This is a genomic window from Streptomyces armeniacus (assembly GCF_003355155.1).
GTDB classification, from domain to species: Bacteria; Actinomycetota; Actinomycetes; order Streptomycetales; family Streptomycetaceae; genus Streptomyces; species Streptomyces armeniacus.
This window is the reverse complement of sequence record NZ_CP031320.1, coordinates 3,138,781-3,165,470: the sequence shown is the minus strand read 5'-3', so window position 1 is coordinate 3,165,470 and position 26,690 is coordinate 3,138,781. Positions and strand designations below refer to the sequence as shown.

Here is a 26,690-nt window from a genome sequence, read left to right as displayed (position 1 = left end):
TCGCCCCCACGTCACTGATGGTGCCCGCACACCGTCAGCGCCCCTGCAGGGACCTCACGTTGTCGCCGAAGGTCCACGACTTGGACCCGTCCCAGTTGAGCGACCAGGTCATGAGGCCCTTCAGCCCGCCGCCGTAGTGGTTCCACGCCTGCGCGACCAGAGACGGCGACATGTAGCCGCCCCCGGCGCCCGGTTGCGCGGGCAGGCCCGGCACCTGCTTGTCGTACGGCACCTTGATCGTGGTGCCCTGTACGACCAGCCCGGCGTTCAGGCAGTCGGTCTGCTTGGTGAACCCTTCGACCGTGCCGGCGGAGTACGAGTCGCCGGAGCAGCCGTACATGCTGCCGTTGTAGTACTGCATGTTCAGCCACCACAGGCGGCCGTTGTCCGCGTACTTCTTCACGATCGGCAGATACGCGCCCCAGATCGAGCCGTAGACCACGCTGCCGCCCGTCACGTACGCCGTCTCGGGCGCCATCGTCAGGCCGAAGTTGGACGGCATCCGCGCGAGCACGCCGTCGATGATGTGGATGAGGTTGGCCTGCGAGGCCGACAGCTGGTTGATGTCGCCGCTGCCCGTGAGGCCGGTCTCGATGTCGATGTCGATGCCGTCGAAGTTGTACTCCTTCAGGATCGGCACCACCGTCTCGATGAACCGGTCCGCGACCGCACGCGAACTGAGGTCGATACCGGCCGTCGCGCCGCCGATCGACATCAGGATCGTCTGGCCGGACGCCTTGGCCTCGCACATCTCGGCCGGGGTGGCCACCTTCACCGTCGAGTCCATGCCGTCCTCCCACAGGACGGTGCCGTCCGAGCGGATGACGGGGAACGCGGCGTTCAGCACGTTGTAGCCGTGCTGGGCAATACGGGTGTCGGTGATCGGCGTCCAGCCGAACGGCGGGTGCACACCGTTGGCCGCGCCGTCCCAGTTCTCCCAGTACCCCTGGAGCACCTTCCCCGAGGGCTTCGACTTGACGGCGCAGGTCTCGTCCCGCGCGTCGGCCGCTTGCGCGCCGGCGGTGCGTACGCCGTCCCGTACGCCCTCCCGTTCCGCCGCGCTCGGTGCCACAGCGACGAGCATCTGCACGGCACAGGCCGTCGCCAGGCCGAACCCCAGCAGACGCAGCTTCCGTCCGATCATGCTTGCTCCCTTCTGGCTATGGCGGCCGGCGCGGGGTGAGCTGACAGGAGCAAGCCGAAGTTCCCCTTGCCGGGGCCTTGTCGACTCACGGGAAGCGAGTCACCGGACGGTAAGTTAGTCCAGACCATTCGTCAATAGGTCTGGACCATTCTCGCTCCGACCGCACCCAACTCCCCGCGCCCGCCGGCCCGTTCGTACGGGCGGACCCAGGCGGTACGGCCCGTACGGCCCCTATGCCCCGTGGCCGGTATGCGACGGCGGCGCCAACCAGGCCGCGGCACAAGGCGGATGAGGGCTACGGCGGTGGGCACTCGCACGCGAGAAAGGAGCACCACCATGCACCAGCCCGAACCACCCCCGAGCCTCGCCCCGCACATCCCCGCCGACGCCTACCGGCGCGCGGAAGCCACCGGCCGGCCCGTCGTGATCGTCCAAACCCCCGCCCCGGCGCCCCGCCGCAGCCCCGGCCGCTACCTGGTCCCGCTCGCCGTCGGCACCGGTACGGCGCTCGGCGTCCTGGGCGTCGTCGCCGCGGTACTCGCCCTGCTCCAGTTCGCGGCCGAGACCGTCGCGGTCGTCACGGGCGTCGCCGGACCGCTGGGGATCGGCGGCATCACGGTCAAGCTCGCCCGCAACCCACGGGATTGAGCCCCGTACGGAACCCGCCGCCGTACGGAACCCGACACCGTACGGAGCCCGCCCTGGTCCGTACGTACCGATCCGCCACGGGCCGGCCCGCCGGAGAAGTGGCGCGACGGTCCGTCGAGCGGGCAAGATCGGTGCCGTGAGGGCGCGGTGGAGTGCGCCCTCCGGCGGTCCGCCGTACGGGGAGGCGGCGGCTCCGCCTTCGTGGGACATGACCGACAAGGTGCTCCCCGAGGAGGAGTGCTGTGAGCGGCAGGGTCGAGACACACGAGTTCCAGGCCGAGTCCCGTCAGCTGTTGCGGCTGGTGGTGCACTCGATCTACTCCAACAAGGACGTCTTCCTGCGGGAGTTGATCTCCAACGCCTCCGACGCCCTGGACAAGCTGCGGCTGGAGTCGCTGCGGGACAGCGGCCTCGAGGCGGACACATCCGACCTGCACATCGAGCTGGAGACGGACGCGGGGGCCCGTACGCTGACCGTGCGGGACAACGGCATCGGCATGTCGTACGACGAGGTGACGGGCCTGATCGGGACCATCGCCAAGTCCGGCACGGCGGAGTTCGTCCGCAAGCTGAAAGAGGCGAACGAGAACAAGGACGCCGCCGCCTCCGCCGACCTCATCGGCAGCTTCGGTGTCGGCTTCTACTCCACCTTCATGGTCGCCGACAAGGTCACCCTGGTGACACGGCGCGCGGGCGAACGGCAGGGCACGCGCTGGGAGTCGGCCGGCGAGGGCACGTACGAGCTGGAGACCCTCGACGACGCTCCGCAGGGCACCTCGGTGACGCTGCACCTGAAGCCCGAGGACGCCGAGGACCACCTGTTCGACTACACGGACACGAACCGGCTGCGGCAGATCGTACGCAAGCACTCGGACTTCATCCCGTGGCCCGTGCGGACGACGGTGGAGCGCCCCGCGAGCGACGGGGACGGCGGCGGTGACGGCGACGCGGACGGCGACGCGGACGGCGAGAACCCCGCTCCGGAGCGGACCGTCGAGACGCTCAACTCCATGAAGGCCCTGTGGGCCCGCTCCCAGGACGACATCTCCGAGGACGAGTACAAGGAGTTCTACAAGCACATCAGCCACGACTGGACGGACCCGCTGGAGACGGTCCACACGCGGGCGGAGGGCACGTTCGAGTACCAGGCGGTGCTGTTCATCCCCTCCCACGCGCCGCTGGACCTCTACCAGCAGGGCGGCAGGCGCGGGGTGAACCTGTACGTGCGGCGGGTGTTCATCATGGACGACTGCACCTCGCTGCTCCCCGACTACCTGCGGTTCGTCAAGGGCGTCGTCGACGCGCAGGACCTGTCGCTCAACGTCTCGCGGGAGACGCTCCAGCAGGACCGGCAGATCCAGCTCATGCACCGCAGGCTGGTCAAGAAGATCCTCTCGACCGTGAAGTCGCTGCGGACGAAGGACGCCGAGCGGTACCGCACCTTCTGGCAGGAGTTCGGGCCCGCGATGAAGGAGGGCCTGCTCTCCGACCCGGACAACCGTGAGACCCTCCTCGACATCGCGTCCTTCCCCTCCACCCACGACCCCGACGAGCAGACGGGCCTGCGGGACTACGTGTCCCGGATGAAGGACGGCCAGGAGCACATCTACTTCCTCACCGGTGAGTCCCGCACCCGCCTGGAGAACAGCCCGCACATCGAGGCGTTCCAGGCCAAGGGCTACGAGGTGCTGCTGCTCACCGACCCGGTGGACGAGGTGTGGGTGGAGCAGATCCGCGAGTTCGACGGCACCCCGCTGCAGTCGATCGCCAAGGGCCAGGTCGACCTGGACTCCGGCAAGACGGAGGAGAGCGACGACGAGGCGGGGCGCGAGGAGGAGCAGCGGCGGGAGAAGGAGTTCGCGCCGCTGCTGGGCTGGCTGGGCACCGCGCTGGGCGAGGACGTGAAGGACGTACGGCTGTCCTCGCGGCTGACGACGTCGCCCGCCTGCATCGTCGGCGACGCGCATGACGTCACGCCGAACCTGGAGAAGATGTACCGCGCGATGGGCCAGGAGCTGCCGCGCATCAAGCGCATCCTGGAACTCAACCCCGGCCACCCGCTGACGGCCGGCCTCAAGGACGCCCACGCGGCGAACCCGGAGGACCCGGCCCTGGCGGAGACCGCCGAACTGGTCTACGGGATGGCGCTGCTGGCCGAGGGCGGCGAGCTGTCCGACCCGGCACGCTTCGCACGGACGCTGGCGGCCCGGCTGGCGGCGGGGCTCTGACCCGCCGCCGGTCCGTCCGGCGCGTCCGGATGGTCCGGCGCGTCCGGTGATCGAGGGCGGCTCTGCCGGCGTACGCCGTCACCTCTGGCTTTCGGCAGAGCCGCGCCTCATCCCCAGGTCGCAGGGAGCCGTACGGCACCACCCCCGACAATTGACCGATGACCCCCCGCACGGCCCGTACCACCGGAAGCAGACGCAGCGTCTTCGCGGCACCCGGCGAGTCCACCCGCGGGCGGTGGCGCGCGCTCGGGGAAGTGGCCGGCGGCGCGCTGCTGATGGTGCTGACCCAGCAGGTCGTCCACGAGCTGGGCGACTCGTCGTCCGGCGAGCTGCAGTTCCTCCTCGGCGCGGCCGTCCTCGCGCTGCTCGCCGTACGACGGCGCCTGCCCACCGCGAGCCTGCTGGGCGTGTCCGCCGCCATGGGGCTGCTGCCCGCCGCGGGGCTGCCGGCCGCGGTGACGGCGTACACCGCCGCCAGACAGCTGGCCGCGCCGCGGCGCCGTACGGCCGTGCTGCTGGCCTCGACCGCCCTGACGATGCTGGTCTGCGCCGTCTTCGCGCCGGGTGCGGGGCTGGGCAGCCATACGTTCGGGCTCGCGCTGGGCGGTGTCCTGGCCGCCACCACCCTGATCGTGCCGGGGCTCGTCGGCACCTCGGGCGGGCAGCAGGACCGGCTGCTGGAGGCGCTGCGGGAGCGGGCCGCCGCCGCGGAGTCGGCTCGCAGGCACGCGGACAGCGAGTCCCGTATCCACGAACGGTCCCGGATCGCCGCCGAGATGCACGACCTGGTCGGCCACCGGCTCAGCCTGATCTCGCTGCACACGGGCGGCCTGGAGATGGCGCTCGAGTCGCAGTCGCCCGAGCTGCGCGACGAGGCGGCGCTGGTGCGCCGGGCCAGCGGGGACGCGATGCGGGAGCTGCGCGAAGTGCTGGGTGTCCTGGGCCCGTTGGGCCGGGACACCGGCACGGGCGCCCTGACGGACACCACGGGCACGCGGTCCGACGTCGAGGCGCTGGCCGAGGAGTCGCGCAGCGGCGGCATCCCCGTCGAACTCACCTGGGAAGGCCCCGACCTGCACGACCGCGCGGCCCAGGTACGGCGCGCGGTGCACCGCGTGGTGCGCGAGTCCCTGACCAATGTGCACCGGTACGCCACCGGGGCGCATGTCACCGTGTCGGTCACGCACACCGACGACGCGGTGGACGTCCTCGTACGGAACGGGGCGCCGCCCGTACCCCCGGAGGCGTCGACCGGCCTGGGCTCGGGACGCGGCCTCGTCGGGCTGCGGGAGCGGGTGGCGCTGCTCGGCGGCACGCTGGAGGCGGAGCCGACACCGGCCGGAGGCTTCGCGGTGACGACACGGATCCCGGCGCAGCCCGAGCCGGGGGCGGTCCTCGCCAACGAGGGGGCCGGGCCGGTCGATCCGCTGTCCGAGCCGCTGCCCGAGGCGCACTCAGGCCGTACGGGCGCCCGGCTCCAGCGCCGTGCCGTGGGCGCCCTCACCGGGCTCCTCGGACTCGCGGGCGTGGGCGTGATGATGCTGTTCGGCCTCCTCCTGGTCAGCGAGGCGGCGCCGGAACCGGGCCAGTCCGAGCCCGAGGAGCCGCGCATCGGGATGTCCCGCAAGGAGGTCCAGGACGCCGTCTACCCGGACCAGCCGGAGGTGCGCGCGGCGGCGACGGGCCGGGAGCCGGCCCGCCCGGAGTCCGTGACGTTCTGCATGTACCCGTCGGTGCCGTTCGACGACTACGTACCGCTGGACGGGCCCGCCGACCCGGAGTCCGCGACCCCCGTCGACCCGTACGACCATGAGGGCGCCGGCCGTCTCAGGATCACCCGGTACTGTTTCCGCGGCGACAAGCTGGCCGCGATCGACCGCTTCACCGTGCCGGTGGTGGCGCAGACACCACCGTGGGAGACCCCATGACCGAGCCGCCCTCCTCCGAACGCCGCCCGATCCGGGTCCTGCTCGCCGACGACGAGGAGATGATCCGGCACGGCGTCCGGCTGATCCTGCGCCATGCCCAGGGCATCGAGGTGGTCGGCGAGGCGGCGAACGGCGAGGAGGCCGTACGGATCGCCGCCGAGACCCGCCCCGACGTGGCACTGATCGACATCCGCATGCCCGTGCTCGACGGGCTCGCCACCATCGAGCGGCTGCTCGTGCTCGAGCCCCGGCCGCAGGTCGTCATGCTCACCACGTTCGGCGACGAGGAGAACGTGACGCGGGCGCTGCGCTCCGGTGCCATCGGCTTCCTGCTCAAGGACGAGGGCCCGCAGGAGCTGATCAGCGCGGTACGGGCCGCCGCGACGGGCGACGCGGTCCTCTCCCCCGGCGTCACGGGCACCGTCATCGACCGCATGCTCAACGGCGTTGGCCCGGCGGCCGGTTCAGGCGCGCCCGAAGCGGGGCTGGCGGCGCTGACCGACCGGGAGCGCGACGTCCTCGCGCTGCTGGGGCAGGGCCTCGCCAACGGGGCGATCGGCGAGCGGCTGGGCATCGGCGTGGGCACGGTGAAGACCCATGTCAGCGCCATCCTGGAGAAGACGGGCTCCGACAGCCGGGTCCAGGCGGCGGTGCTGGCGTACCGTACGGGCCTGCTGTCCTGACCGTACGGGCACGCCGCCGTACGGGCCCGCTGTCCTGAACCACGGGGCCTGCCGAGCGCCACCGCCTCTGCCCTTCGGCAGATCCCCCCGTCCGCCCCCAGGACTACGGACGCCCCCCCCCCCGACCTTCGGCAGGCACCCCCTTCACGCCCTCAGGCCGACGGCCCGGACGTGCGGCGCACCGAGGATGAGAAGCACTTCACCTCCTCCTCCCCGTACGTCTGGAGCCGTCATGTCGATGCAGGCAGCAGCCCCCGTAACCGCCCACCCCGCGGCCGCTCCCGCCGCCGCCCGCGCCACCGGGCTGAGCAAGGTCTACGGCCAGGGCGACACCCAAGTCGTCGCCCTGGACTCGGTGTCGCTGGAGTTCGGGCGCGGCAGGTTCACCGCGATCATGGGGCCGTCCGGCTCCGGCAAGTCGACCCTGATGCACTGCATGGCGGGTCTCGACTCGGTGTCCGCGGGCTCCGCACGGATCGGTGACACCGAGCTGTCCAGCCTGAACGACCGCCGGCTCACGCAGCTGCGCCGGGACAGCGTCGGCTTCGTCTTCCAGGCGTTCAACCTGCTGCCCACGCTGACGGCGCTGGAGAACATCACGCTGCCGATGGACATCGCGGGCCGCAAGCCGGACCGGCAGTGGCTGGACACCGTCGTGGCGACCGTGGGCCTCGCCGGCCGGCTGCACCACCGCCCCTCCCAGCTGTCCGGCGGCCAGCAGCAGCGCGTGGCCGTGGCCCGCGCGATCGCGTCCCGGCCGGAGATCATCTTCGCGGACGAGCCGACCGGCAACCTGGACTCCCGTTCCGGTTCCGAGATCCTGGCCTTCCTGCGGGACTCCGTACGGGAGTTGGGCCAGACGGTCGTCATGGTGACCCACGACCCGGTGGCCGCCGGCTACGCCGACCGCGTCGTCTTCCTCGCCGACGGACGGATCGTCGACGAGCTGCCCCGCCCGACCGCCGACACCGTCCTGGACCGCATGCGGCAATTCGAGGCCGCCGCCCGCACCAGCTGATCCCCGCTGCCGGGATTTCCGCCACGTACCCCAGGAGTGGGACCACCATGCTGCGTACAGCTCTGCGCAACCTCTTCGCGCACAAGGCCCGTCTGATCATGACGGCGCTCGCGGTGATGCTCGGCGTCGCCTTCGTCTCCGGCACGCTCGTCTTCGGCGACACCGTCGCCCAGGCCCTCCGCGGCGCCTCCGCCAAGAACCTGAAGGACGTCGACGTCGCCGTACAGGCCGAGCCGGAACGGGAGACCACCGGCAGCGCGTCGGACGACCGCCGGTCCACGGCGCTCACCGGTGAGCTCGCCGGCAGGATCCGCGACGTCCCCGGCGTGGAGTCCGTACGGCCGACCGTCAACGGCAACGCCACCCTCGCGGCCAAGGACGGCAGGCCGCTCAACGCCGACAACAACTGGCAGAACCTGGCCACCAACTACGCCCCGGACACCCCCGGCAGCGACAAGGACAGCCGCTACCCCCTCGCCGCCGGACGCGGCCCCGCCTCGGGCGGCGAACTGGCCCTGGACCGCCGTACGGCCGAGAAGGCCGGCTACGACATCGGCGACACCGTCCGCTTCGCCACCGAGGGGCCCGCGCTCACCGCGAAGCTCGTCGGCACCGTCGACACCGATGACCCGCGCGTGACCGCGGGCGGCAGCCTCGCGCTGTTCGACACCAGGACCGCGCAGGAACTCCTGCTGCGCCCCGGCCGGTTCGACGAGCTGGCCATCGGCTCCGCGCCCGGCACCGACAACCGGCGGCTCGCCGCCGACATCCGCGAGGTGCTGCCCGCCGACAGCATCGAGGCCACCAGCGGTGCGCAACTCGCGGACGAGCAGGCCGACCAGATCGCCGCGGACACCAAGGCCCTCACCCGGCTGCTGCTGGTCTTCGCCGGGATCGCGCTGTTCGTCGGCGTCTTCATCATCGCCAACACCTTCACCATGCTGATCGCCCAGCGCAGCCGCGAGACCGCGCTGCTGCGTGCCATCGGCGCCTCGCGCCGCCAGGTCGTCCGCGCCGTCCTCGTCGAGGCCGGACTGCTCGGACTCGCCGCCTCCGCGGCCGGGTTCGCCCTCGGGCTCGGCATCGCCGCCGCCATGCGGCCGCTCCTCAACGCGGGCGGCGCGGGCCTCCCGGGCGGCCCTCTGGTGGTCGCCACGAGCGCGCTCGTCTGGTCCCTCGTCGTCGGCGTCGGCGTCACCGTGCTCGCCGCCTGGCTGCCGTCCCGCAAGGCGGCGAAGATCGCCCCGGTCGAGGCGTTGAGCAGCGTCGACCAGGCACCGCCGAAGCGCAGCATGGTCCTCCGCAACATCCTCGGCGGGCTGCTCGCCGGTACGGGCGTCCTCCTCATGCTGTACATCTCCACGCAGCGGAACGGCGTCGACAACAACCTCATGATCGCCATGCTCGGTTCGGTCCTCACGCTCACGGGCATGATCGTCCTCGCTCCGCTGCTGTCCCGGCCGCTGGTCTCGCTCGCGGGCGCGCTCACCACCCGGCTGTTCGGCATCAGCGGCAAACTCGCCAAGGAGAACGCCCTCCGCAACCCGCGCCGTACCGCCGCCACCGCGTCGGCCCTGATGATCGGGCTCGCCCTGATCACCGGCCTCAGCGTGGCCGGCAACTCGATGGACGCCGCCCTCAAGGAAGAGTCCCTGCGCGGCCTGACCGCGGACTACAAGGTCTCCAACTCCGCGTACAACGGCATCGACCCCGCCGCCGGCACGAAGGTCGCCCGGGTCCCGGGCGTCGCGGAGGCGGCACCCGTCACCTCCTCGAGCCTGGGCGTACGGGGCGAGTTCGCCACGGTCACCGGCGCGGACCCGGAGCGGCTCGGCAAGGTCTCCGACCTGACGTTCAGCAGCGGCTCCCTCACGGACATCGGCCCCGGCAGGATCGCGCTCTCCGAGGAACTGGCCCGGCAGACCGGCCTGTCGAAGGGCGACACGTTCGAGGGCTCGCTGGGCTTCGGCGAGCAGAAGAAGCGGCTGACCGTCGTCGGCGTCTACGAGCACACCCGCGCCATCCACGAAGCACTGGGCACCCTGGGCGACGTCCTCCCGTACGCCGACGGGCGGAAGCTCGACAGCGTACTGGTCAAGGCCGCGTCGTCCGGCGGGCACACCGGCGGCCTCGACCAGGACATCCGCGAAGCCCTCGGCAACAGCCCGCTCATCCAGGTGCAGAACCCGGAGCAGCTGACCAAGGCGGAGTCCGGCGCGATCGACGTGATGCTCAACATGATGTACGGGCTCCTCGGCATGGCCGTCGTCATCGCCGTGCTCGGCGTCATCAACACCCTGGCCATGTCGGTCTTCGAACGCACCCGGGAGATCGGACTGCTGCGCGCGATCGGCCTCAACGACCGGGGCGTCAGGCAGATGGTGCGCCTGGAGTCGGTGGTGATCTCGCTGTTCGGCGCGGTCCTGGGCATCGGCACGGGCATCTTCCTCGCCTGGGCGGGCGGCAGCCTCACGGCCTCCTCGCTCGTGCTGTACGAGACCGTACTGCCGTGGGCCCGGCTCGCCCTGTTCCTGCTGCTCGGCCTGGCGATCGGCGTCCTGGCGGCGATCTGGCCGGCCCGCCGGGCGGCCCGCCTGAACACGCTGCGGGCGATCAACGCACAGTGACGAGGCGGCGCGTGGGGAGGGTGGGAGCGGAATCACCGCTCCCCCTTCCGTCACCTGCCGTGATACTGCATCTTCTGCGCGGGAGTTTCCCCACATGGGCACATCAACAGCGTTCTCCTTCGGGAGGACGAGGGAGATTTGCCCGTCTTCCGAAGTAGTTCCGGCTCAGCGGGCGCGCCGCTCATGGAGGTTTCGTCGAAGTCGTGGAGGCCTCTCGCCTTGGGGGGACTCGAAATCCTCAACTGACCGTTGCTCAGGGCAACTTGGGCTGTGCAGTCACCCTGCGGCGTGCTTTGATCACGGCGCGATCCCGGCGCTGTCCCGCGCCAACGGGGGGTCGCGTCCGCAGTACACGGTCCGGCCCTCACGAGGGCTGATCCGTGCTGACCAGAACAGCCTGAAGAGAAGGGCATGGATTGCCATGAGCATCGAGACGCGTGAGATCGCCGACGAAGAGCTGGACAACGTGGCCGGCGGCCTCGGGGTCGGTATCGCTGTCGAAGGCCTGCAGATCACCGGGACCCCGGGCCCCGGCGGACTGCCGGTCATCACCGGCAGCGCGAAGTCCGTCAGCCTGACCGTGACGGACATCCAGCTCCCGGGCGCCGGGGCCTGAGCATCGGCTGACAGCGGCCCAGGCGCCGCCCGAACCACCTAGGACGACGACGTGCAGTTCCGCCGACAGGCTCTGGCCAGGCAGCAGCTGCCCGATGAGCTGGAGCTGCCGGTACGGTACGCGCGCCCCCAGGGGCTGCTCGTGCTCGTCGTCGTCCTGCTGATCGTCGGTGGTGGCGGCGCCTGGGCCGTGACCGGCAGCGTCTCCGGGAGGGTCGACGCGCCGGGCATCCTGACGTACGGGCAGGGGAGTCACACCGTACAGAGCCCGGTGGGCGGGCAGGTCACCAAGGTGTACGCGCGGGAGGGCCGGTTCGTGAAGGCCGGGGCGGCGCTCGTCCGCGTCCGCACCCGAGACGGCGACCGCGCCGTCCGCGCGCTCGACGCGGGGCGGGTCAGCTCGCTGCGCGCCGGGCTCGGGACCATCGTCTCGACCGGCAGCCACGTCGCCACCGTCGAACGGACCGGGGAGCAGGAGGGGAAGGCGCGTGAGCTGCGCGCCATCCTGTACGTGCCCGCCGGCTCCGCCGCGTCCGTACCGAAGGGCGCGGCCGTGGATCTCACCGTGCAGTCCGCGCCCAGGCAGCAGTACGGGGTGCTGCGCGGGACCGTCGAGTCCGTCGGCTCGGCACCCCAGTCGCGGGAGCAGATCGCCGCGTTCCTGGGGGACGCGCAGCTCGGCGAGGAGTTCACGCGAGGCGAGCGGCCGGTGCCGGTGGTCGTACGGCTCCGGAAGTCCCCCGGCGCCACGGGCCGCTACGAGTGGTCCACCTCGCGCGGCAGCTCTCACCCGCTCAGTTCCATGACCCTTGCCGACGGTTCGGTCCGCCTCGCCGCACAGCGCCCGGTCGACTGGCTGATCCCGTGACCGCGACGCACCGCGCCGCGCGTGCCCGCGGGCGCGCGAAGGCGAGGCCCGCCACGCGGGTCCGCACCCCCACCGTCCTGCAGATGGAGGCCCTGGAGTGCGGCGCCGCCGCACTGGCCATGGTGCTCGCCCACCACGGCCGGCAGGTGCCGCTGGAGGAGCTCCGCGTCGCCTGCGGCGTCTCACGCGACGGCTCGCGGGCGAGCAACATCCTCAAGGCGGCCCGCAGTTACGGGCTGACCGCCAAGGGGATGCAGATGGAGACCGGGGCGCTGACCCAGGTCGGCGGGCCCGCGATCCTGTTCTGGGAGTTCAACCACTACGTGGTGTACGAGGGTCCGGTTCGCGAGTTCGGCGTGCTCGGCCGCCGCGGTGTGCGTCTCAACGACCCCGACAAGGGCCGCCGTTTCGTGCCCGCCGAGGAGTTCGACGCCGCGTTCACCGGGGTGGTGCTGGTGCTGGAGCCCGGTGAGGGGTTCCGGCCCGGCGGCAGCCGCCGGCACGCGTTCAGCGCCCTCCCCGCGCGGCTGCGCGGCACCACCGGGACGATACTCGCCGCGCTGCTGACGAGCCTGCTGCTGGTCGTGACGGGCGCCGCGGTGCCCGCGCTCACCCGGACCTACATCGACATCTTCCTGACCCGTGAGCTGAGTTCGCTGCTCGGCCCGCTCTTCGCCGCGATGGGCGCGGTCGTGGCGGTGACGGCCGTACTGACGTGGCTCCAGCAGGCGAATCTGCTGCGCGGACGGCTGATCTCCTCGACTCTGGGCAGCGCCCGTTTCCTGCGGCACCTGCTGCGGCTGCCCGCCGCCTTCTACACCCAGCGCTCGCCCGCCGACCTGGTACAGCGCCTCCAGTCGAACGACGCGGTGGCCGAGACGCTGGCCCGCGATCTGACGGCCGCGGCCGTGGACGGGGCCGTGGTGCTGCTCTACGCGGCACTGATGTGGACGTACGATCCGCAACTCACCCTGGTCGGTGTGGGCGTGGCGCTGCTGAACCTGGTCGTGCTGCGGATCGTCGTACGGCTACGGGCCACCCGGACCCGGAAGCTGCGCACCGACATCGCCCGGCTGACCAACACCTCGTACACCGGGCTCCAGTTGATCGAGCCCCTGAAGGCCACCGGTGGTGAGGACGGCTACTTCCGCCGCTGGGCCGGACAGCACGCCACCACGCTGGAGGAGCAGCAGCGGCTCGGGGTGCCCGGTGCCTGGCTGGCGGTGACGGCGCCCGCGCTGGCCACGCTGAACAGCGCGCTGATCCTGTGGCTCGGCGGGCTGCGGGCGGTGTCGGGGGCGCTGTCCGTCGGCCTGCTGGTCGCCTTCCAGGCCCTGGTGGTCCGGTTCAGCGCGCCGCTGGTACGGCTCAACTCGGTGGCGGAGAAGGCGCAGGACCTGGCCGCCGACATGGCGCGGCTGGAGGACGTCGAGAGATACCCGGCGGAGCTTCCCGCCCTTGAGGGCGCCGCCGGGCACGGGGGCACCGCGGACGGCGCCGAGACCCGCCGGCTCAGCGGACATGTCGAGCTCGACGACGTCACGTTCGGCTACAGCCCGCTCGACGCGCCTCTCCTCGAGGGGTTCTCGCTCACCGTCCGCCCCGGCCGGCAGGTCGCGCTCGTGGGCGGCTCCGGAAGTGGCAAGTCCACGGTCTCCCGGCTGCTCTCCGGCCTCTACCGGCCCTGGTCGGGGGCGGTACGGATCGACGGCCGGCGGCTGGAGGACATCCCGCGCGGTGCGCTCGCCGCCTCCGTCTCCTTCGTGGACCAGGAGATCTTCCTCTTCGAGGGGACCGTACGCGACAACGTCACGCTGTGGGACCCCTCGGTGCCCGACGCGGCGGTCGTCGAGGCGCTGCGCGACGCCGAGCTGTACGAGGACGTGATCGCCCGCCGCCCCGGCGGCATCCACGGGCGGGTCGAGCAGGACGGGCGCAACTTCTCCGGCGGGCAGCGGCAGCGGCTGGAGATCGCCCGCGCGCTGGTACGCCGCCCGAGCCTGCTCGTCCTCGACGAGGTGACCAGCGCGCTCGACGCCCGCACGGAGGAGCGGGTGATCGACAACCTGCGGCGGCGCGGCTGCGCCCGGGTGGTGATCGCGCACCGGCTGAGCACGGTGCGGGACAGCGACGAGATCCTCGTGCTGCGGGAGGGGACGGTCGTGGAGTCCGGGACGCACACGGAGCTGCTCGCCGCGGGCGGGGCGTACGCCGAGCTGGTCCGGGAGCGCTGAGATGGCCGACGGCACCGACCCCGTCGCCGCGGTACTCGGCTGCCTCGGCGAGGCCGTCGCACCCGACGGCCCCGGAGGCCTCGACCTGGCGGGACCTCAGGTGCTGTGGCTGGTCACCAGCGGGGCGCTGGACCTCTTCGCGGTGGACCAGCAGGCGGACGGCCCCTGGCAGTTCCTCGGCCGGGCGACGGCGGGCACCCTGCTGCTCGGGCCGGTCGACGGCACCCGGCACACCCTCACCGCACGCCCCGCCGAGAGCTGTGCGCTGCGCCGGATACCGCTCCAGGGGCTGCACCAGCGGGAGGAACCCGGCGACGGGAACCCCGGCCGTACGGAGGAAGCCTTCGCGCTCGGCATCGGGCGCGGCCTCGGGGTGCTCTTCGAGACCCCGCTGGGCGACCGAGCGGCGGACGAGGACCCCGGAGTGCTGTGGATGGACGTGCCGCCGGGGAGCGTACGGCAGGGGCCCGGGGCGCTGCTGGTCGACGGCGAGATGTGGCGGGCGCTCGTCGCGCAGCAGTTCCGGTTGCTGTCCGCGGTGGACCGGTGGATCGAGGAGGCCGAACGGGCGCACCAGGAGCGTACGGCCGCGGGCATCCGGGCCGGTGAGTCCGTACGCGTGCAGGCCGACCAGACGCTGCTGGCCTCGATCGGGACGGACTACGGGCGCGGCCCCCGCGAGCACGGCGACGACGCGACCTACGCGGTCTGCCGGCTGGTCGCCGAAGCGGCGGGAGCCACGCTGCCCGCGCGCAGTGCGATACCCCCGGGCGGTGAACGCGTGGACCCCGTCGAGCGGATCGCCGCCGCCGCCCGCCTGCGTACGCGCGCGGTGCGGCTCACCGGGAGCTGGTGGCGCACCAACTGCGGGCCACTGGCCGGCCACCGTGCCGCCAGCAGCGCGCCGGTGGCGCTGCTGTGGCGGCGCGGCGGCTACGTGGCGGTGAACGCGGCGGGCCGCCGGGTGCGCGTGCGCGCGGAGACCGCCGCCCAGTACGCACCCCGCGCCGTGATGTTCTACCGCCCCCTGCCCGACCGGCCCCTCACCCCGCTGCGGCTGCTCGCGTTCAGCCTGCGCGGCTCCCGCGGCGACCTGCGTACGCTGCTGCTGGCCGGACTGGTCACCGTCGCGCTGGGGGCGCTGGTACCGGTGGCGACGGGACAGGTGCTCGGGGAGTACGTGCCGGCCGCGCGCGACGACCTGATCGTGCTGTTCGCCGTCGCCGTCATCGCGGCCGCCGTGGTCGGCGCGGCCTTCGGACTGCTGCAGAATCTCACCCTGCTCCGGCTGGAGGGCAGGATGGAGGCAACGCTGCAGCCCGCCGTCTGGGACCGGCTGCTGCGGCTGCCGACCCGCTTCTTCGCCGGGCGCTCCACCGGCGAACTCGCCAGTGCCGCAATGGGGGTCACCGCGATGCGGCGACTGCTGGCCGGGGTCGGTCCGGTGGTGCTGCAGTCGGGCACCATGGGCGCGGTCAACCTGCTCCTGCTGCTCCTGCACAGCGTGCCGCTGGCGCTGGGGGCCCTCGGAGTGCTGGCGGTGGTCGCGGGGCTGTTCGCCCTACTGGGGCTGCGTGAGCTGCACTGGCAGCGGCAGCTCGTCGCGCTGACCAACAAGCTGAACAACCAGGCGTACCAGACGCTGCGCGGGCTGCCGAAACTGCGCGTCGCCGGGGCGGAGAGCTTCGCCTACGCCGCCTGGGCGCGGGAGTTCGCGCGCAGCCGCGAACTGGAGCGGCGGGCCGGGCGGATCAGGAACGCGACGACCGTTCTCAACGCCGTCTATCTGCCGCTCTCCTCACTCCTGCTGTTCATGCTGCTCGCCGGGCCGGCGCGGGACACCCTCTCCCCCGCCGCCTTCCTCACCTTCAGCACCGCCCTGACCATGCTCCTCACCTCAGCCACCCAGCTGACCGGCGCCCTGATCTCGGCGACCGCCGCGATTCCGCTGTTCGAGCAGATCCGCCCGGTGCTGCGCGAGGCACCGGAGGTGGCCGAGGACAACGTGCAGCCCGGCCCGCTGACCGGCGCCCTCCAGGCCCGGGGGCTGTCCTTCCGCTACACCGAGTACGGTCCGCTGGTACTGGACGGCATCGATCTCTCCGTACGCCCCGGAGAGTTCGTCGCCGTCGTCGGCCCCAGCGGCTGCGGCAAGTCCACCCTGCTCCGGCTGCTGATCGGCTTCGAGACGCCCCTGCGCGGCGACGTTCTCTACGACGGCCAGGACCTCGCCGCACTCGACCAGGCCGCCGTCCGCCGCCGCTGCGGCGTCGTCCTCCAGCACGCGCGGCCGCTGACGGGTTCGGTGCTGGAGTGCGTCCGCGGCGCCGAGGACTTCAGCGAGGAGGAGGTGTGGCAGGCGCTGGAGTGGGCCGGCCTCGCCGAGGACGTGCAGCGCATGCCGATGGGCCTGCACACCGTGGTCTCCGGGGGCGACACGATCTCCGGCGGCCAGCGGCAGCGGCTCCTGATCGCACAGGCGCTCGTCCGCCGCCCGAGGATCCTCTTCCTCGACGAGGCCACCAGCGCGCTGGACAACACCGCACAGCGCAGGATCATCGAATCGACCCGCGCGCTCGACGCCACCCGCATCGTCATCGCACACCGGCTGTCCACGGTCATGGACGCGGACCGGCTGATCGTCCTGGACGCGGGCCGCATCGTGCAGCAGGGCCCGCCCGCGGCTCTCCTGGGCGATCCGGGCGGCCCGCTGCAGGAACTCGTACGCCGCCAGCTGGAGTGACCGCCTCTACTCGGCGGCGCCCTCGGAGTCCTTGAGGTACGTCAGCACGGCGCGCACCCGCCGGTTGTCGTCGTCCGAGGTGGGGAGGTCGAGCTTGGTGAAGATGTTCGAGGTGTGCTTGATGACGGCGCGCTCGGTGATCACCAGCCGTTCCGCGATCGCGGCGTTGGACCGGCCCTCGGCCATCACCTCTAGCACCTCCAGCTCCCGGGCGGTCAGCCGGCTGATGGTGCGCTCCCGCGCCGTACTGCCGCCGCTGAACAGCCGCGAGATCACCTCGGGGTCCATCGCGGTGCCGCCGCGCGCGACGCGGTGCACCGCGTCGATGAACTCGTCCGGGTCGAACACCCGGTCCTTGAGCAGGTAGCCGATCCCGCCGTTCCCGTCGGCCAGCAGCTCCTTGGCGTACAGCTGCTCCACGTACTGCGACAGCACCAGCACCGGAAGCCCCGAGAGCTCCCGGCGGGCCTGCAGCGCCGCCTGGAGGCCCTCGTCGGTGAACGTCGGGGGAAGGCGTACGTCCACCACCGCCACGTCGGGACGCTCCGCGACGAGGGCCCGGAGCAGGTCCGGGCCGTTGTCCACCGCTGCGGCGATCTCGAAGTCGTACGCCTGGAGCATCCGGATGAGACCGTCTCTCAGGAGAAACTGGTCTTCGGCGAGGACAGCACGCAAGGCAGCTCCATGGTGAGTGTTGTCGGGCCCCCGACCGGGCTGGTGAGAGCCAGCGCGCCATCGAAGGTAGCAAGGCGCCGCTCCAGGCCGCGCAGCCCGGTGCCCTTCATGGGGTCCGCGCCGCCGTCACCGTCGTCCGTCACCTGGGCGCGCAGCATGCCGTCGGAGTACCAGAGGTCGACCTTCACGTTCCGGCAGGCGCCGTGCTTGGCCGCGTTGGTCAGCGACTCGGAGATGGCGAAGTACATCGCGGACTCCACCGGCGCCTCCGGCCGGCCCAGCAGGTCGGCGGTCACCTCGACCTGGAGCGGGCTGTCCATCCCGAGGGCGCGTACGGCGTCGGCCAGGCCGCGGTCCGCCAGCACCGGCGGGTGGATGCCCCGTACCAGGTCGCGCAGCTCGTTCAGCGCCTTCGCGGAGGCGGTGCGGGTGTCGGCGAGGATCGTACGGGCGGCCTCCGGGTCCTTGCTGAGCAGCCGCTCGGCGACGCCCAGGTTCATGCCCATCGCGACCAGCCGGGCCTGCGCGCCGTCGTGCAGGTCCCGCTCGATGCGGCGCAGCTCGGCGGCGCTGGAGTTCACGGCGTCGCTGCGGGTGGCGGTGAGGTGGTGCACCTTGCGGGCCATCTCGGTGGGGCCGAGCAGGCTGCGCGCGAACCGTGCGTGCACCCGCAGCATGGCCGGGCCCATCAGGTACCCGATGAGGATGAACGGGGTGCCGAGGACGGCGGCGGTCAGCGCGGTGCCGCTGTTGTTGACGTTCACCAGCACGTACCAGTCGTTGCCGCCCGCGTCCACGATCGGCTCCCACAGGAAGGGCATCGCGAGGCCGAAGAGGCCGTAGGCGAAGAAGGTCAGCGGCAGCACCAGGATCAGCACGCCCACCACCGGGTTCACCAGCATCCACAGCAGGTCGCGCCAGGTGGCCGGGTCGCTCAGGATGCCCATGGTGCGCTGCAGCCAGCCCTTCGCGCCGGGCTCGGTGTCACGGGCGGGAAGGTACGGGTCGCCGATCTCGACGCCCGACCAGTCACGGGCGCAGCGGCGTTGGATGTTCATCGCCCCGCGTACGGCGATCACCACGGCCGGCACGAGGAAGACGCCGAGGCCGACGCTCAGCAGCGAGATGACGGCCACCAGGATGCTGAAGAGCAGCACCTCGACCGGGGCGAACGCGAGGAGCGCGAGCGTACGCCCCATCGCCCGGAAGGCGCTCGAGGGCCGCAGATCGTCTTTCCGGCTGCCCCCCGGGCCGCCCTGCTGGTCGGTGCTGACGATGCTCATCCCGTGTTCCCCTCATCCGGCGGCTGCGTACCGCTGCGTGCATCCCAGTCTGGGGCCGGGAGCGAGAATTCTCATTGGACCTCCGTGGCGTCTCCCAGGGTGCAGTTAAGTACCCTCCGGAGACTACTAAAGGCCATGGCAAGTACCGCCCGGGCATAGTTGACTTGCCGTCATCGGATCTTCCTGTGTGCGGCCGAAGGAGCCATCAGATGACAGCCCGACGGGTCCTTGCCCCGATGACCCTGGTACTCGGTTTCGCCCTGGTGCTGCTGGGTGGACTCACCCCGGCCTCCGCGACGCCGGCACACCAGGCGTCGCCTCATCGGGTGCCGAACGCCCCCTCCGGGCCGGACGAGTTGGGCGCGAGTCTGGACAGACTGCTGAAGAAGCAGCTGGACGAGTACGACATCCCCGGCGCCGCCGTCTCCGTGGTGTCCCGTGACAAGCAGCTGATGGCGCGGGGTTACGGCGTGCCGGACGCGGACCGGAAGAAGCAGCGGGTGGATCCGGAGCGTACGGGCTTCTTCATGGGCTCGGTCACCAAGGTCCTCACCGCCATCGCCGTGCTCCAGCTCGTCGAGGACGGGAAGGTGGATCTGCGTGCCGACGTCAACAAGTATCTGAAGACCTTCCAGATCAAAGACAAATACCCGGGCAAACCGGTCACACCCCACCATCTGCTGACCCACACCGCCGGTTTCGACTTCAGCATCGTCGGCACGGCCAGCGAGGACCCGGAGGACGCCGGGGACCTGGGCGAGAGCCTGGAGGACAACCAGCCGGAACGGGTACGCGAGCCCGGTGAGGCCGCCGCCTACGACAACTACGGCGTGGCACTCGCCGGTTACGTGGTGGAGCAGGTCACCGGGAAGCCCTTCGAGGAGTACGTCCAGCAGCAGATCTTCGACCCGCTCGGCATGTCCCGTACGACCCTGGACCAGCCGCACCCGAAGCAGGTGGAGGAGGCGCTCGCGCGCGGGCACCGGCCGTCCGACGGCGGCCAGGAGACCGCGAAGGGGCAGTACGGCGCGTGGACCCCGACGGGAGCCGCCGCCGTCTCCACCGCCACCGACATGGGCCGGCTGATGCGCGCTCTGCTCAGCGAAGGCCGGCTGGCGGACAAGCGAGTGCTCGGCGAGAAGGCCGCGAAGGTCCTGGAGAAGCGGCAGTACGGCAACGACAAGCGGCTCCCCGGCATGGCGTACATGCTGGAGGAGCGCCGGCACGACGAGCACCGCTACCTGGTCAAGGACGGCGACATCCCGGGCTTCCACACCAACATGGCGCTGTTCCCGGACAAGAACCTCGGCGTGTACGTCAGTTACAACGGCGACGGCGACACCGGCAAGGCCGCCCTGGCCGCCGACGAGGTCGCGGAGCTGGCCGCCGACCACGTCTACGGCGGGAAGGCCGAGGGCACCTCGAAGTCGACCCTCCAGGAGGACATCGGCCAGTACGAGGGCAGTTACCGCGCCAACCGCACCAGCCACTCCGACTTCACCCGCGCCTCCGCGCTGACCGGCTCGATCGAGGTCTCGGCGGGCGACGACGGCGTGCTGACCACCAACGGCCCGCTCAGCGCCGACCCGGACGTCACCGAGCAGAAGTGGCGGCAGATCGAACGGGGCCTGTTCCAGGAGGTCGACGGCGACACCCGGATCGCCTTCGAGGACGGCCGGCTCACGGTGAGCACCGACACCACGGTCGCCTTCACCAAGGTCGCCTGGTACGAGTCGCCGAAGCTCCACATGCAGCTGCTCATCGGCGGGCTCGCCCTGATCTCGCTGACCATGATCTGCTGGCCGATCATCGCGCTGGTGCGCCGCTCCCGCGACCCGCGCCCCGGACCGCGCGCGGCCCGCCTGCTGGCCTGGGCCAACAGCCTGCTGCTGGGCGGCGTGGCGACCTGCTTCGCGCTGCTGGTGGCGGACTCCAACGTGATGAACCAGACGGTGTTCCTGGGCGACTCGCCCCTGCTGACCGCCGTACCGACGCTGCTCGCCGCCTCCGGCGTGGCCACCGCCGCGATGCTGTGCTGCGCCGTGCTGGCCTACCACCGCCGCTGGTGGGGCTGGGTCTCGCGACTGCACTACTCCCTGACGGGCTTCGCCGCGGTGATCGTCCTGATGCTCGCCGGGAACTACGCGCTGTGGGGCTGACCCCGCAGGCACCGGCTCGGGCCGTGCCGGCCCGCCGCGAGCGGCGGACCGGCGGCTCAGGCCGGCAGGCTCGCGCGCAGCAGCGCCCCGGCGTCGTGCTCCGTCACCCGTGGCGTGGCGTCTGCCTCGGCGAGCACGCCGAGGCAGGCCCGGTAGCCGGTGCCGGGAGCGAGATCGACCAAGTGCACGGTGCTGTGCGGGGCCTGGGGGCCGGACCAGCCCAGCAGCGCGGCCGGGGCGTCCGGGCCGCTGACGGTGAGCAGGTCGGGCCGTACGGCCAGACCATCCCCGGTGGCCTTCAGCGCGGCCTCTTTACGGGCCCAGTAACGGGCGAAGTCGCCCGCCCGGCAGTGCGCCGGGCGGGCGTTGAGGGTGGCGTACTCGCGCTCGCTGAGCGTCCTGGCGACGGTCGCCGCCGCCCGGTCGCGGACGCGTTCCACGTCCACCCCCAGCGGGGTGCGGCGCGCCATCGCGACCGCGACCCGGTGCGGCGTGTGGGAGAGCGAGAACTCCCAGCCGGCGGTGCTCTCCGGCCCCGCACGGCCCGCACGGCCCGCCCGTTCCGCAAGCCGCGGCTTGCCGTGCGGGCCACCGCAGCGTGCGCACTCCGCGTCGAACGCCAACTCGGCCGGTGGCAGGCGCAGTTGCGCGCCCAGCACCAGCCGGGCCAGGACGTGCGCCGTCAGATACAGCGCACGGCCGGCCGGATTGCGCAGCCGCTGCCAGTGCGTACGCTCGCGCGCGTCCAGCAGACCGACGGCCGCGGTCGCGGCGGCACCGGCGTTCTCCCCGCCGGCGGCGGCGAGCAGGCCGTGGGACGCGCTCGCGTCGGCCCACCAGACCTGGCACTCGCCCGCGGCCAGCGGTGGCACCAACCGCATCCCGCAGCCGCCTCAGGCGTGGCCGGCCAGCAGCACCCGGTGCATGGGAGCGTCCAGCAGAGCGATCCTGCGCAGGCCGGCGTCCGCGAGCCACTTGTCGTAGTCCAGCACGGTGAACGCGTCACCGCCGCCGGTGGCGAGCATCGACGCGGCGAACAGCCGGGAGAACTTGTTCTGCGTGGAGCCGTCCTTGTCCTCGTCGACGATGTGGTCGGCGATCGCGATGACACCGTCCTCCGCCAGCGCCTTGGAGGTCTTGAGCAGCAGCTCGTGCGCCGACTCCGCGGTCTGCAGGTGGAAGATGTTGACGAACAGCGCGAGGCTGCTGTCGTTGCCCCAGTCGTCGTTCCAGAAGTCGCAGATCTCCGGACGGAAGCGGTCCGCGACGCCCAGCCGCTCCGCCTGCTCCCGGGCGATGGGGACGATCCGCTCCACATCGAGGCCCCGCGCGCGGAGTTCGGGGAACTCGTTCAGCAGCAGCTGGCTGTAGATGCCCGTGCCGCAGCCGACGTCGATCATGCTGCGGCCGGCACCGGAGGTCCAGCCGTGCTCCCGCAGGCCCTTGGCGAGGACCTGGGTGATGGGCGGCGCCCAGAAGTTGATGCCGTGGACGAGGGAGGTGTAGTCCTCCTCGGATATCTGGTTGAGCTCCTGGGTGCCGCTGCGCACGTTGTCGGCGAGGTTGCGCCAAGCGTTCCAGGCGACCTTGCGGTCGTGCGTGATCTTCCCCGCGAGGCTGTAGAGGCCGCCCGGTGCGAACACCCCGTGCAGCTCCGGCGGGAGGCTGTAGACCGGTTGTCCGTCGTCACCGCGGACGCGGCCCAGGATGTCGTACGCGTGCAGGCCGTCCAGCAGTACGCGCGTGGCCCGCAGGTCGGTGTCCAGCCGCTCGGCGATCTGCGCGGCGGTGGCCGGACCCTCGGTGAGCACGGCGAACGCGCCCAGGTCCTGGGCGGCTTCGACGACGCCGGGCGCCCAGATGCCCACGAGGTGCTCGTACACCCGGTGTGCGGCCTGCACTTCTCCGTCGCCCCCCGCGGGCAACAGCGTCGTGTCCACGAGCGGCGTGTGGTTGGCGGATGCGGTGGTGGCTGAGGTATTCACGGTCGGAACTCCTTGTCGGACTCGGGCAGGTGGAAATGGGTACGGCTGACCGCGCCGCCGCGTTGCCGGGCGGCCAGGGGAATGCCGTTCACAGGACGATGCCGCCGTCCACCTGCAGCACGGATCCGGTGATGTACGAGGCCTTCTCGGAGGCCAGGAAGGACACTGTCTCGGCGACTTCGTCGGCGCTGCCGAAGCGGCCGAGCGGAATGGCGGCGATGGAGCGCTCGCGCTGGGCGTCGTTGAGCGCGTCGGTCATCGCGGTCTCGATCATGCCGGGCGCGACGGCGTTCGCCCGGACGCCGTACCGTCCCGCCTCCTTGGCCAGGGCCCGGGTGAGCGCGATGATGCCGCCCTTGGAGGCGGAGTAGTTGCCCTGTCCCGGGTTGCCGTAGACACCGGAGACCGAGGAGAGGGTGATGATCGAGCCGGACTTCCGCTTGACCATCGGGAACAGCACGGCCCGGCAGACGTGGGCGACGCCGTCCAGGTTCGTGTCGACGACCTGGTGCCAGTCCTCGTCGGACATCATCAGCAGCGGCTTGTCGCGGGTGATGCCCGCGCTGGTCACGGCCACCGCGATGGGGCCGAACTCCCGTTCCGTACGGGTGACCCAGTCGCGTACGGCCTGGGCCTCGCTGACGTCGACGCGTTCCGCGAGGCTGTCCACGCCGATGTCGGCCAGCTCCTTGCGCAGCTGTTCGGCCGAGTCCTCGTCGGAGCGGTAGCAGAAGCTGATCCTGAATCCGTCCCGGGCGAGACGCAGCGCCGCGGCCCGCCCGATGCCCCGGGAGCCGCCGCTGACGAGTGCGACGGCCGGTTTCTCCGGTGTGCTCACTGGTTAACTCCCCCCGTTCTGTGCCGGCAGCCGCAGCACGGCGCAGGCGATCATGCCGTACTCGTCCACGGAGGTGATCACCGCGAACCGGTCCGCAGCCTCCGCTTCCTCCGCCGCCCGTACGAGCAGCGTGGTGAGCTGGAAGATCCCGGAAACGGCGGCGGTGTCCCCCAGCAGTTCGTGTCCGCGCCCGCGCGCGGTGACCGGCTCGCCGAAGACCTCGGTCAGCAGCCGGCGTTCGTCCGCCCCGAGCGGCCCGGGAAGCTCCCCGGCCGTCGCCGCCCACACCTGGTCGGGCGTCACCCCGGCCTCACCCAGCGCATGGGCGATGCTCTCCCGCAGGGTGGCGGCCGGATCGTCGCGCACGTCCGCGCGGATGTCGATGGCGAGCAGTTCGGCGAGTGCCGTACGGGCGTGGCCCTCGGCGCCGTCCGGCTGCGCGGCGGCGCCGGCGCCCTCCGACTCCCCGGCGGCCGGCTCCAGCAGCAGCATCGCGCAGCCCTCACCGAGCAGGGCACCCGGCCGGTCGCCCCGGTCGTCGTCCGCGCCCCTGCTGTGCCGGTCGATCCAGGCGCGGCTGCGGGAGTACTCCTCCACCGCGCCCACGAGGGCACGTTCGGTGCGTCCCGCGGCGAGCAGCCGGCGCGCGTAGCCGAGCGCGAGCAGCCCGGACATCCGGCCGCCGGCCACCGTGGAGTTCGGCCCCTTGAGGTCGAACCGGATGGCGGTGGCCGCCGCGGCGCAGTTCATCAGGGTGTTCGGCATCCGGCGGGGGTCGACGTCGTACGGCTTGGCCTCCTCGAACGAGGCGCGCACGAAGTCGTGCTGGGACTGCGCGCTGCCGAGCGTGGTGCCCAGCACCAGCGCGGTGCCCGCGCCGGCCGGGACCGGGTTCTGCGCGGCCTCCGCCTCCGCGAAGAGCTCCCGGACCGCGGTGACGGCCAGCCCGGTCACCCGGTCCATGCTGCGGGTGCTGGCCTTGCCCAGCACGGCGCGTATGTCGAAGTCCGGGACCAGGCAGGCCCGTTCGTCCGGGCTCTGCCAGGTCTCCGCGTCCACCGGCGAGTCGGTGCTCCTGCCCTCCCGGACACCGTCGGTGAACGCGGCATGGCCGATGCCGTACGGGGACACGGCAGACCAGGCGGTGATGACCGGTCCCCGCACCCGCTGAGCGGCTGGGGCGGTGCTCATCAGCTTGCCTCCTCGTACCGGCCCAGCACGACGGAGGCGTTGTTGCCCCCGAAGGCCAGGCCGTTGTTCATGACCACCCGCAGCGGCGCCTCGACGGCGTCGTTGGGCACACAGTCGATGCCGCATTCCGGGTCGGTCGTACGGTGGTTGACGGTGGGCGGGATGAAGCCCCGGGACAGTGCGATGGCGGAGGCCGCGGCACCCAGCGCGCTGGCGGCGCCCATGGAGTGCCCGAGCATGGACTTCAGTGCCACGGTCGGCGGCGGCCCGTCCTCGAACAGCTCGCGGATCGCGCGGCTCTCGGTGACGTCGTTCGTACGCGTGCCGGTGCCGTGCGCGGACACCAGGTCCACGTCCGCCGGCTTGACCCCGGCGTCCTCCAGGGCGAGCGCCATGCAACGGGTGACGCTCTCCTGGTCCGGCGCCGTCGGGTGGTGCGCGTCGCAGTTCAGGCCGTAACCCAGGAACTCCGCGTAGATGTGGGCGCCGCGGGCGACCGCCGAGTCCAGCGGCTCCAGCAGCAGTACGCCCGCACCCTCCGCGGTGAGCAGGCCCTCGCGGTCGGCGTCGAATGGCCGGCAGCGGTCCGACGCGACCAGCCCGAGCCGGGAGAACCCGGCGAAGGTACGCCGCGCCAGCGCGTCGGAGCCGCCGACCAGCGCGTAGTCGGCCTCACCCGAGCCGACCGCGTCCAGCCCGTCGCCGATCGCGTAGTTGCCCGCCGCGCAGGCGGTGCCCAGTACGGAGGGCACCGCGCGCGCCAGGCCCAGCTCGCGTACGACGGACAGCGCCAGCCGGTGCGCGGGCAGCCGGCGTACGGCGTTGCGGTTCAGCCGCTCCGGCCCGTCCGCCACCTCGGCCTCGACGAGCTGGTCCAGCTCCCGTGCCTCACCGTCGGTGGTGCCGACGGTGACCAGGCCCGGACGGTCCCGCAGCTGAGCCGGCTCCAGGCCGGCGTCGGCCATCGCCATCCGGGCGGCGGCGATGGAGAACTGGCTGGCACGGCCCAGCTCGTCGAGCGGGGTGTTGTGCACCCAGCGCTCCGGCTCGAAGTCGGTGACCTCGTGGGCGACTTGCTGCCGGAAGTCGGTCGAGTCGAACAGCGTGATGGGACCGGCACCACAGCGCCCCTCGCGGAGCGCCGTGGTGAACTCGTCGACCCCGTTGCCGATGCTGCTCAGGACGCCGATGCCGGTCAGCACCACACGCTGGGCAGTCATCGGGCCTCGGCCCGGGACAGGACCTCCAGGACGGCCTCGAAGTTGACCATGTTCGGGAGTTCGTCCTGCTCGATGGTGACGCCGAAGGTCTTCTCCAGCGCGGAGAGCACTTCGATGGCACCGAGCGAGTCCGCGTCGTAGTCCTCCTTGAACAGGCCGGTGCGGGTCAGCTCCTCCTCCAGCTCCAGGGACTCCACGAGGATCTCGCGGACCTTGGCCTCGGTGGCTTCGTCGATGGTGACAGGCATGTCTGTCTTCCTCCGGTTGGATTGCCCGGTGTGCCGCGGCCGTTCCGCGGTGTTTCCGGTGTGTGTGGTGTGTGTGGTGTCGCGCGACGCTCCGCGGCCCGTGCGGGCCGGGGTCGCGGGTCAGTTGCTCGCGTTGATCAGGCTGGCCGGGCGCAGGTCCGTCCAGTGCTGCTCGATGTACGCCAGCGCGCTGGCCCGGTCGGTGTCCGCGAGGACGGTCGTCCAGCCGGCCGGCACCTCGGCGAAGACCGGCCACAGGCTGTGCTGGCCCTCGTGGTTGACCAGCACGTGGAACGTGCCGTCCTCGTCGTCGAACGGATTGCTCATCTCGTGTCCACCCCTTTTCTGTCCGAAC

21 protein-coding genes are annotated in these 26,690 nt (G+C 72.0%); 11 read left to right on the top strand and 10 right to left on the bottom strand.

Features of this window, described 5'->3' with window-relative positions:
- Nucleotides 1-34: 34 nt before the first annotated feature.
- Nucleotides 35-1,141: a chitinase gene (locus tag DVA86_RS13700; protein WP_208884673.1), complete on the bottom strand. Its 1,107-nt coding sequence runs from the start codon at nucleotides 1,139-1,141 to the stop codon at nucleotides 35-37.
- A gap of 339 nt (nucleotides 1,142-1,480) precedes the next feature.
- Between DVA86_RS13700 and DVA86_RS13695 the strand changes: the two genes are divergently transcribed.
- The 10 genes from DVA86_RS13695 to DVA86_RS13650 all read left to right on the top strand — a co-directional run bounded on the left by DVA86_RS13695 (nucleotide 1,481) and on the right by DVA86_RS13650 (nucleotide 16,736).
- Nucleotides 1,481-1,792 carry a hypothetical protein gene (locus tag DVA86_RS13695; protein ID WP_208878487.1) on the top strand — a complete coding sequence of 104 codons (312 nt, stop codon included), beginning with the start codon at nucleotides 1,481-1,483 and terminating at the stop codon, nucleotides 1,790-1,792.
- A 242-nt stretch (nucleotides 1,793-2,034) separates the two neighbouring features.
- Nucleotides 2,035-4,020, top strand: a complete 1,986-nt coding sequence (htpG, locus tag DVA86_RS13690; protein ID WP_208878485.1) for a molecular chaperone HtpG — start codon at nucleotides 2,035-2,037, stop codon at nucleotides 4,018-4,020.
- Nucleotides 4,021-4,178: 158 nt separating this feature from the next.
- Nucleotides 4,179-5,948 (top strand): sensor histidine kinase, encoded by a 1,770-nt coding sequence (locus tag DVA86_RS13685; protein WP_208878483.1) that lies wholly within the window; start codon nucleotides 4,179-4,181, stop codon nucleotides 5,946-5,948.
- A complete protein-coding gene (locus DVA86_RS13680; protein WP_208878481.1) occupies nucleotides 5,945-6,631 on the top strand; it encodes a response regulator in 687 nt (228 codons plus the stop codon). The genes DVA86_RS13685 and DVA86_RS13680 overlap by 4 nt, the downstream gene beginning before the upstream one ends.
- Before the next feature lie 232 nt (nucleotides 6,632-6,863).
- Nucleotides 6,864-7,649 carry an ABC transporter ATP-binding protein gene (locus tag DVA86_RS13675; RefSeq protein ID WP_208878479.1) on the top strand — a complete coding sequence of 262 codons (786 nt, stop codon included), beginning with the start codon at nucleotides 6,864-6,866 and terminating at the stop codon, nucleotides 7,647-7,649.
- A gap of 47 nt (nucleotides 7,650-7,696) precedes the next feature.
- Nucleotides 7,697-10,276: an ABC transporter permease gene (locus tag DVA86_RS13670; protein ID WP_208878477.1), complete on the top strand. Its 2,580-nt coding sequence runs from the start codon at nucleotides 7,697-7,699 to the stop codon at nucleotides 10,274-10,276.
- A 421-nt stretch (nucleotides 10,277-10,697) separates the two neighbouring features.
- Nucleotides 10,698-10,892 (top strand): hypothetical protein, encoded by a 195-nt coding sequence (locus DVA86_RS13665; protein WP_208878475.1) that lies wholly within the window; start codon nucleotides 10,698-10,700, stop codon nucleotides 10,890-10,892.
- A 51-nt stretch (nucleotides 10,893-10,943) separates the two neighbouring features.
- Nucleotides 10,944-11,759 (top strand): HlyD family efflux transporter periplasmic adaptor subunit, encoded by an 816-nt coding sequence (locus DVA86_RS13660; RefSeq protein ID WP_208878473.1) that lies wholly within the window; start codon nucleotides 10,944-10,946, stop codon nucleotides 11,757-11,759.
- Entirely contained in the window at nucleotides 11,756-13,993 is a 2,238-nt protein-coding gene (locus tag DVA86_RS13655; protein WP_208878471.1) for an NHLP family bacteriocin export ABC transporter peptidase/permease/ATPase subunit, read from the top strand. Before DVA86_RS13660 ends, DVA86_RS13655 begins: the two co-directional genes overlap by 4 nt.
- 1 nt (nucleotide 13,994) lies before the next feature.
- Nucleotides 13,995-16,736, top strand: coding sequence for an NHLP bacteriocin export ABC transporter permease/ATPase subunit (locus tag DVA86_RS13650; protein WP_208878469.1), 2,742 nt, complete (start codon nucleotides 13,995-13,997; stop codon nucleotides 16,734-16,736).
- Nucleotides 16,737-16,742: 6 nt separating this feature from the next.
- Here DVA86_RS13650 and DVA86_RS13645 read toward each other — a convergent pair whose 3' ends face one another.
- Nucleotides 16,743-17,411 (bottom strand): LuxR C-terminal-related transcriptional regulator, encoded by a 669-nt coding sequence (locus tag DVA86_RS13645; protein WP_208878468.1) that lies wholly within the window; start codon nucleotides 17,409-17,411, stop codon nucleotides 16,743-16,745.
- Nucleotides 17,375-18,694, bottom strand: coding sequence for a sensor histidine kinase (locus tag DVA86_RS13640; protein WP_208878467.1), 1,320 nt, complete (start codon nucleotides 18,692-18,694; stop codon nucleotides 17,375-17,377). The genes DVA86_RS13645 and DVA86_RS13640 overlap by 37 nt, the downstream gene beginning before the upstream one ends.
- 209 nt (nucleotides 18,695-18,903) lie before the next feature.
- Between DVA86_RS13640 and DVA86_RS13635 the strand changes: the two genes are divergently transcribed.
- Entirely contained in the window at nucleotides 18,904-20,853 is a 1,950-nt protein-coding gene (locus tag DVA86_RS13635; protein WP_208878465.1) for a serine hydrolase domain-containing protein, read from the top strand.
- Between the two features lie 56 nt (nucleotides 20,854-20,909).
- On the opposite strand, the gene DVA86_RS13630 is transcribed toward DVA86_RS13635, so the two are convergent.
- The 7 genes from DVA86_RS13630 to DVA86_RS13600 all read right to left on the bottom strand — a co-directional run bounded on the left by DVA86_RS13630 (nucleotide 20,910) and on the right by DVA86_RS13600 (nucleotide 26,662).
- A complete protein-coding gene (locus DVA86_RS13630; RefSeq protein WP_208878464.1) occupies nucleotides 20,910-21,734 on the bottom strand; it encodes a 4'-phosphopantetheinyl transferase family protein in 825 nt (274 codons plus the stop codon).
- Nucleotides 21,735-21,746: 12 nt separating this feature from the next.
- Nucleotides 21,747-22,838 (bottom strand): methyltransferase, encoded by a 1,092-nt coding sequence (locus DVA86_RS13625; protein ID WP_208878463.1) that lies wholly within the window; start codon nucleotides 22,836-22,838, stop codon nucleotides 21,747-21,749.
- A gap of 88 nt (nucleotides 22,839-22,926) precedes the next feature.
- Nucleotides 22,927-23,676 (bottom strand): 3-oxoacyl-[acyl-carrier-protein] reductase, encoded by a 750-nt coding sequence (fabG, locus tag DVA86_RS13620; RefSeq protein WP_208878461.1) that lies wholly within the window; start codon nucleotides 23,674-23,676, stop codon nucleotides 22,927-22,929.
- Between the two features lie 3 nt (nucleotides 23,677-23,679).
- Nucleotides 23,680-24,867: a beta-ketoacyl synthase N-terminal-like domain-containing protein gene (locus DVA86_RS13615; protein WP_208878459.1), complete on the bottom strand. Its 1,188-nt coding sequence runs from the start codon at nucleotides 24,865-24,867 to the stop codon at nucleotides 23,680-23,682.
- Nucleotides 24,867-26,087: a beta-ketoacyl-[acyl-carrier-protein] synthase family protein gene (locus DVA86_RS13610; protein ID WP_208878457.1), complete on the bottom strand. Its 1,221-nt coding sequence runs from the start codon at nucleotides 26,085-26,087 to the stop codon at nucleotides 24,867-24,869. Before DVA86_RS13610 ends, DVA86_RS13615 begins: the two co-directional genes overlap by 1 nt.
- Nucleotides 26,084-26,335 carry an acyl carrier protein gene (locus DVA86_RS13605; RefSeq protein WP_208878455.1) on the bottom strand — a complete coding sequence of 84 codons (252 nt, stop codon included), beginning with the start codon at nucleotides 26,333-26,335 and terminating at the stop codon, nucleotides 26,084-26,086. Before DVA86_RS13605 ends, DVA86_RS13610 begins: the two co-directional genes overlap by 4 nt.
- A gap of 120 nt (nucleotides 26,336-26,455) precedes the next feature.
- Nucleotides 26,456-26,662 (bottom strand): MbtH family protein, encoded by a 207-nt coding sequence (locus tag DVA86_RS13600; RefSeq protein WP_208878454.1) that lies wholly within the window; start codon nucleotides 26,660-26,662, stop codon nucleotides 26,456-26,458.
- Nucleotides 26,663-26,690 lie beyond the last annotated feature (28 nt).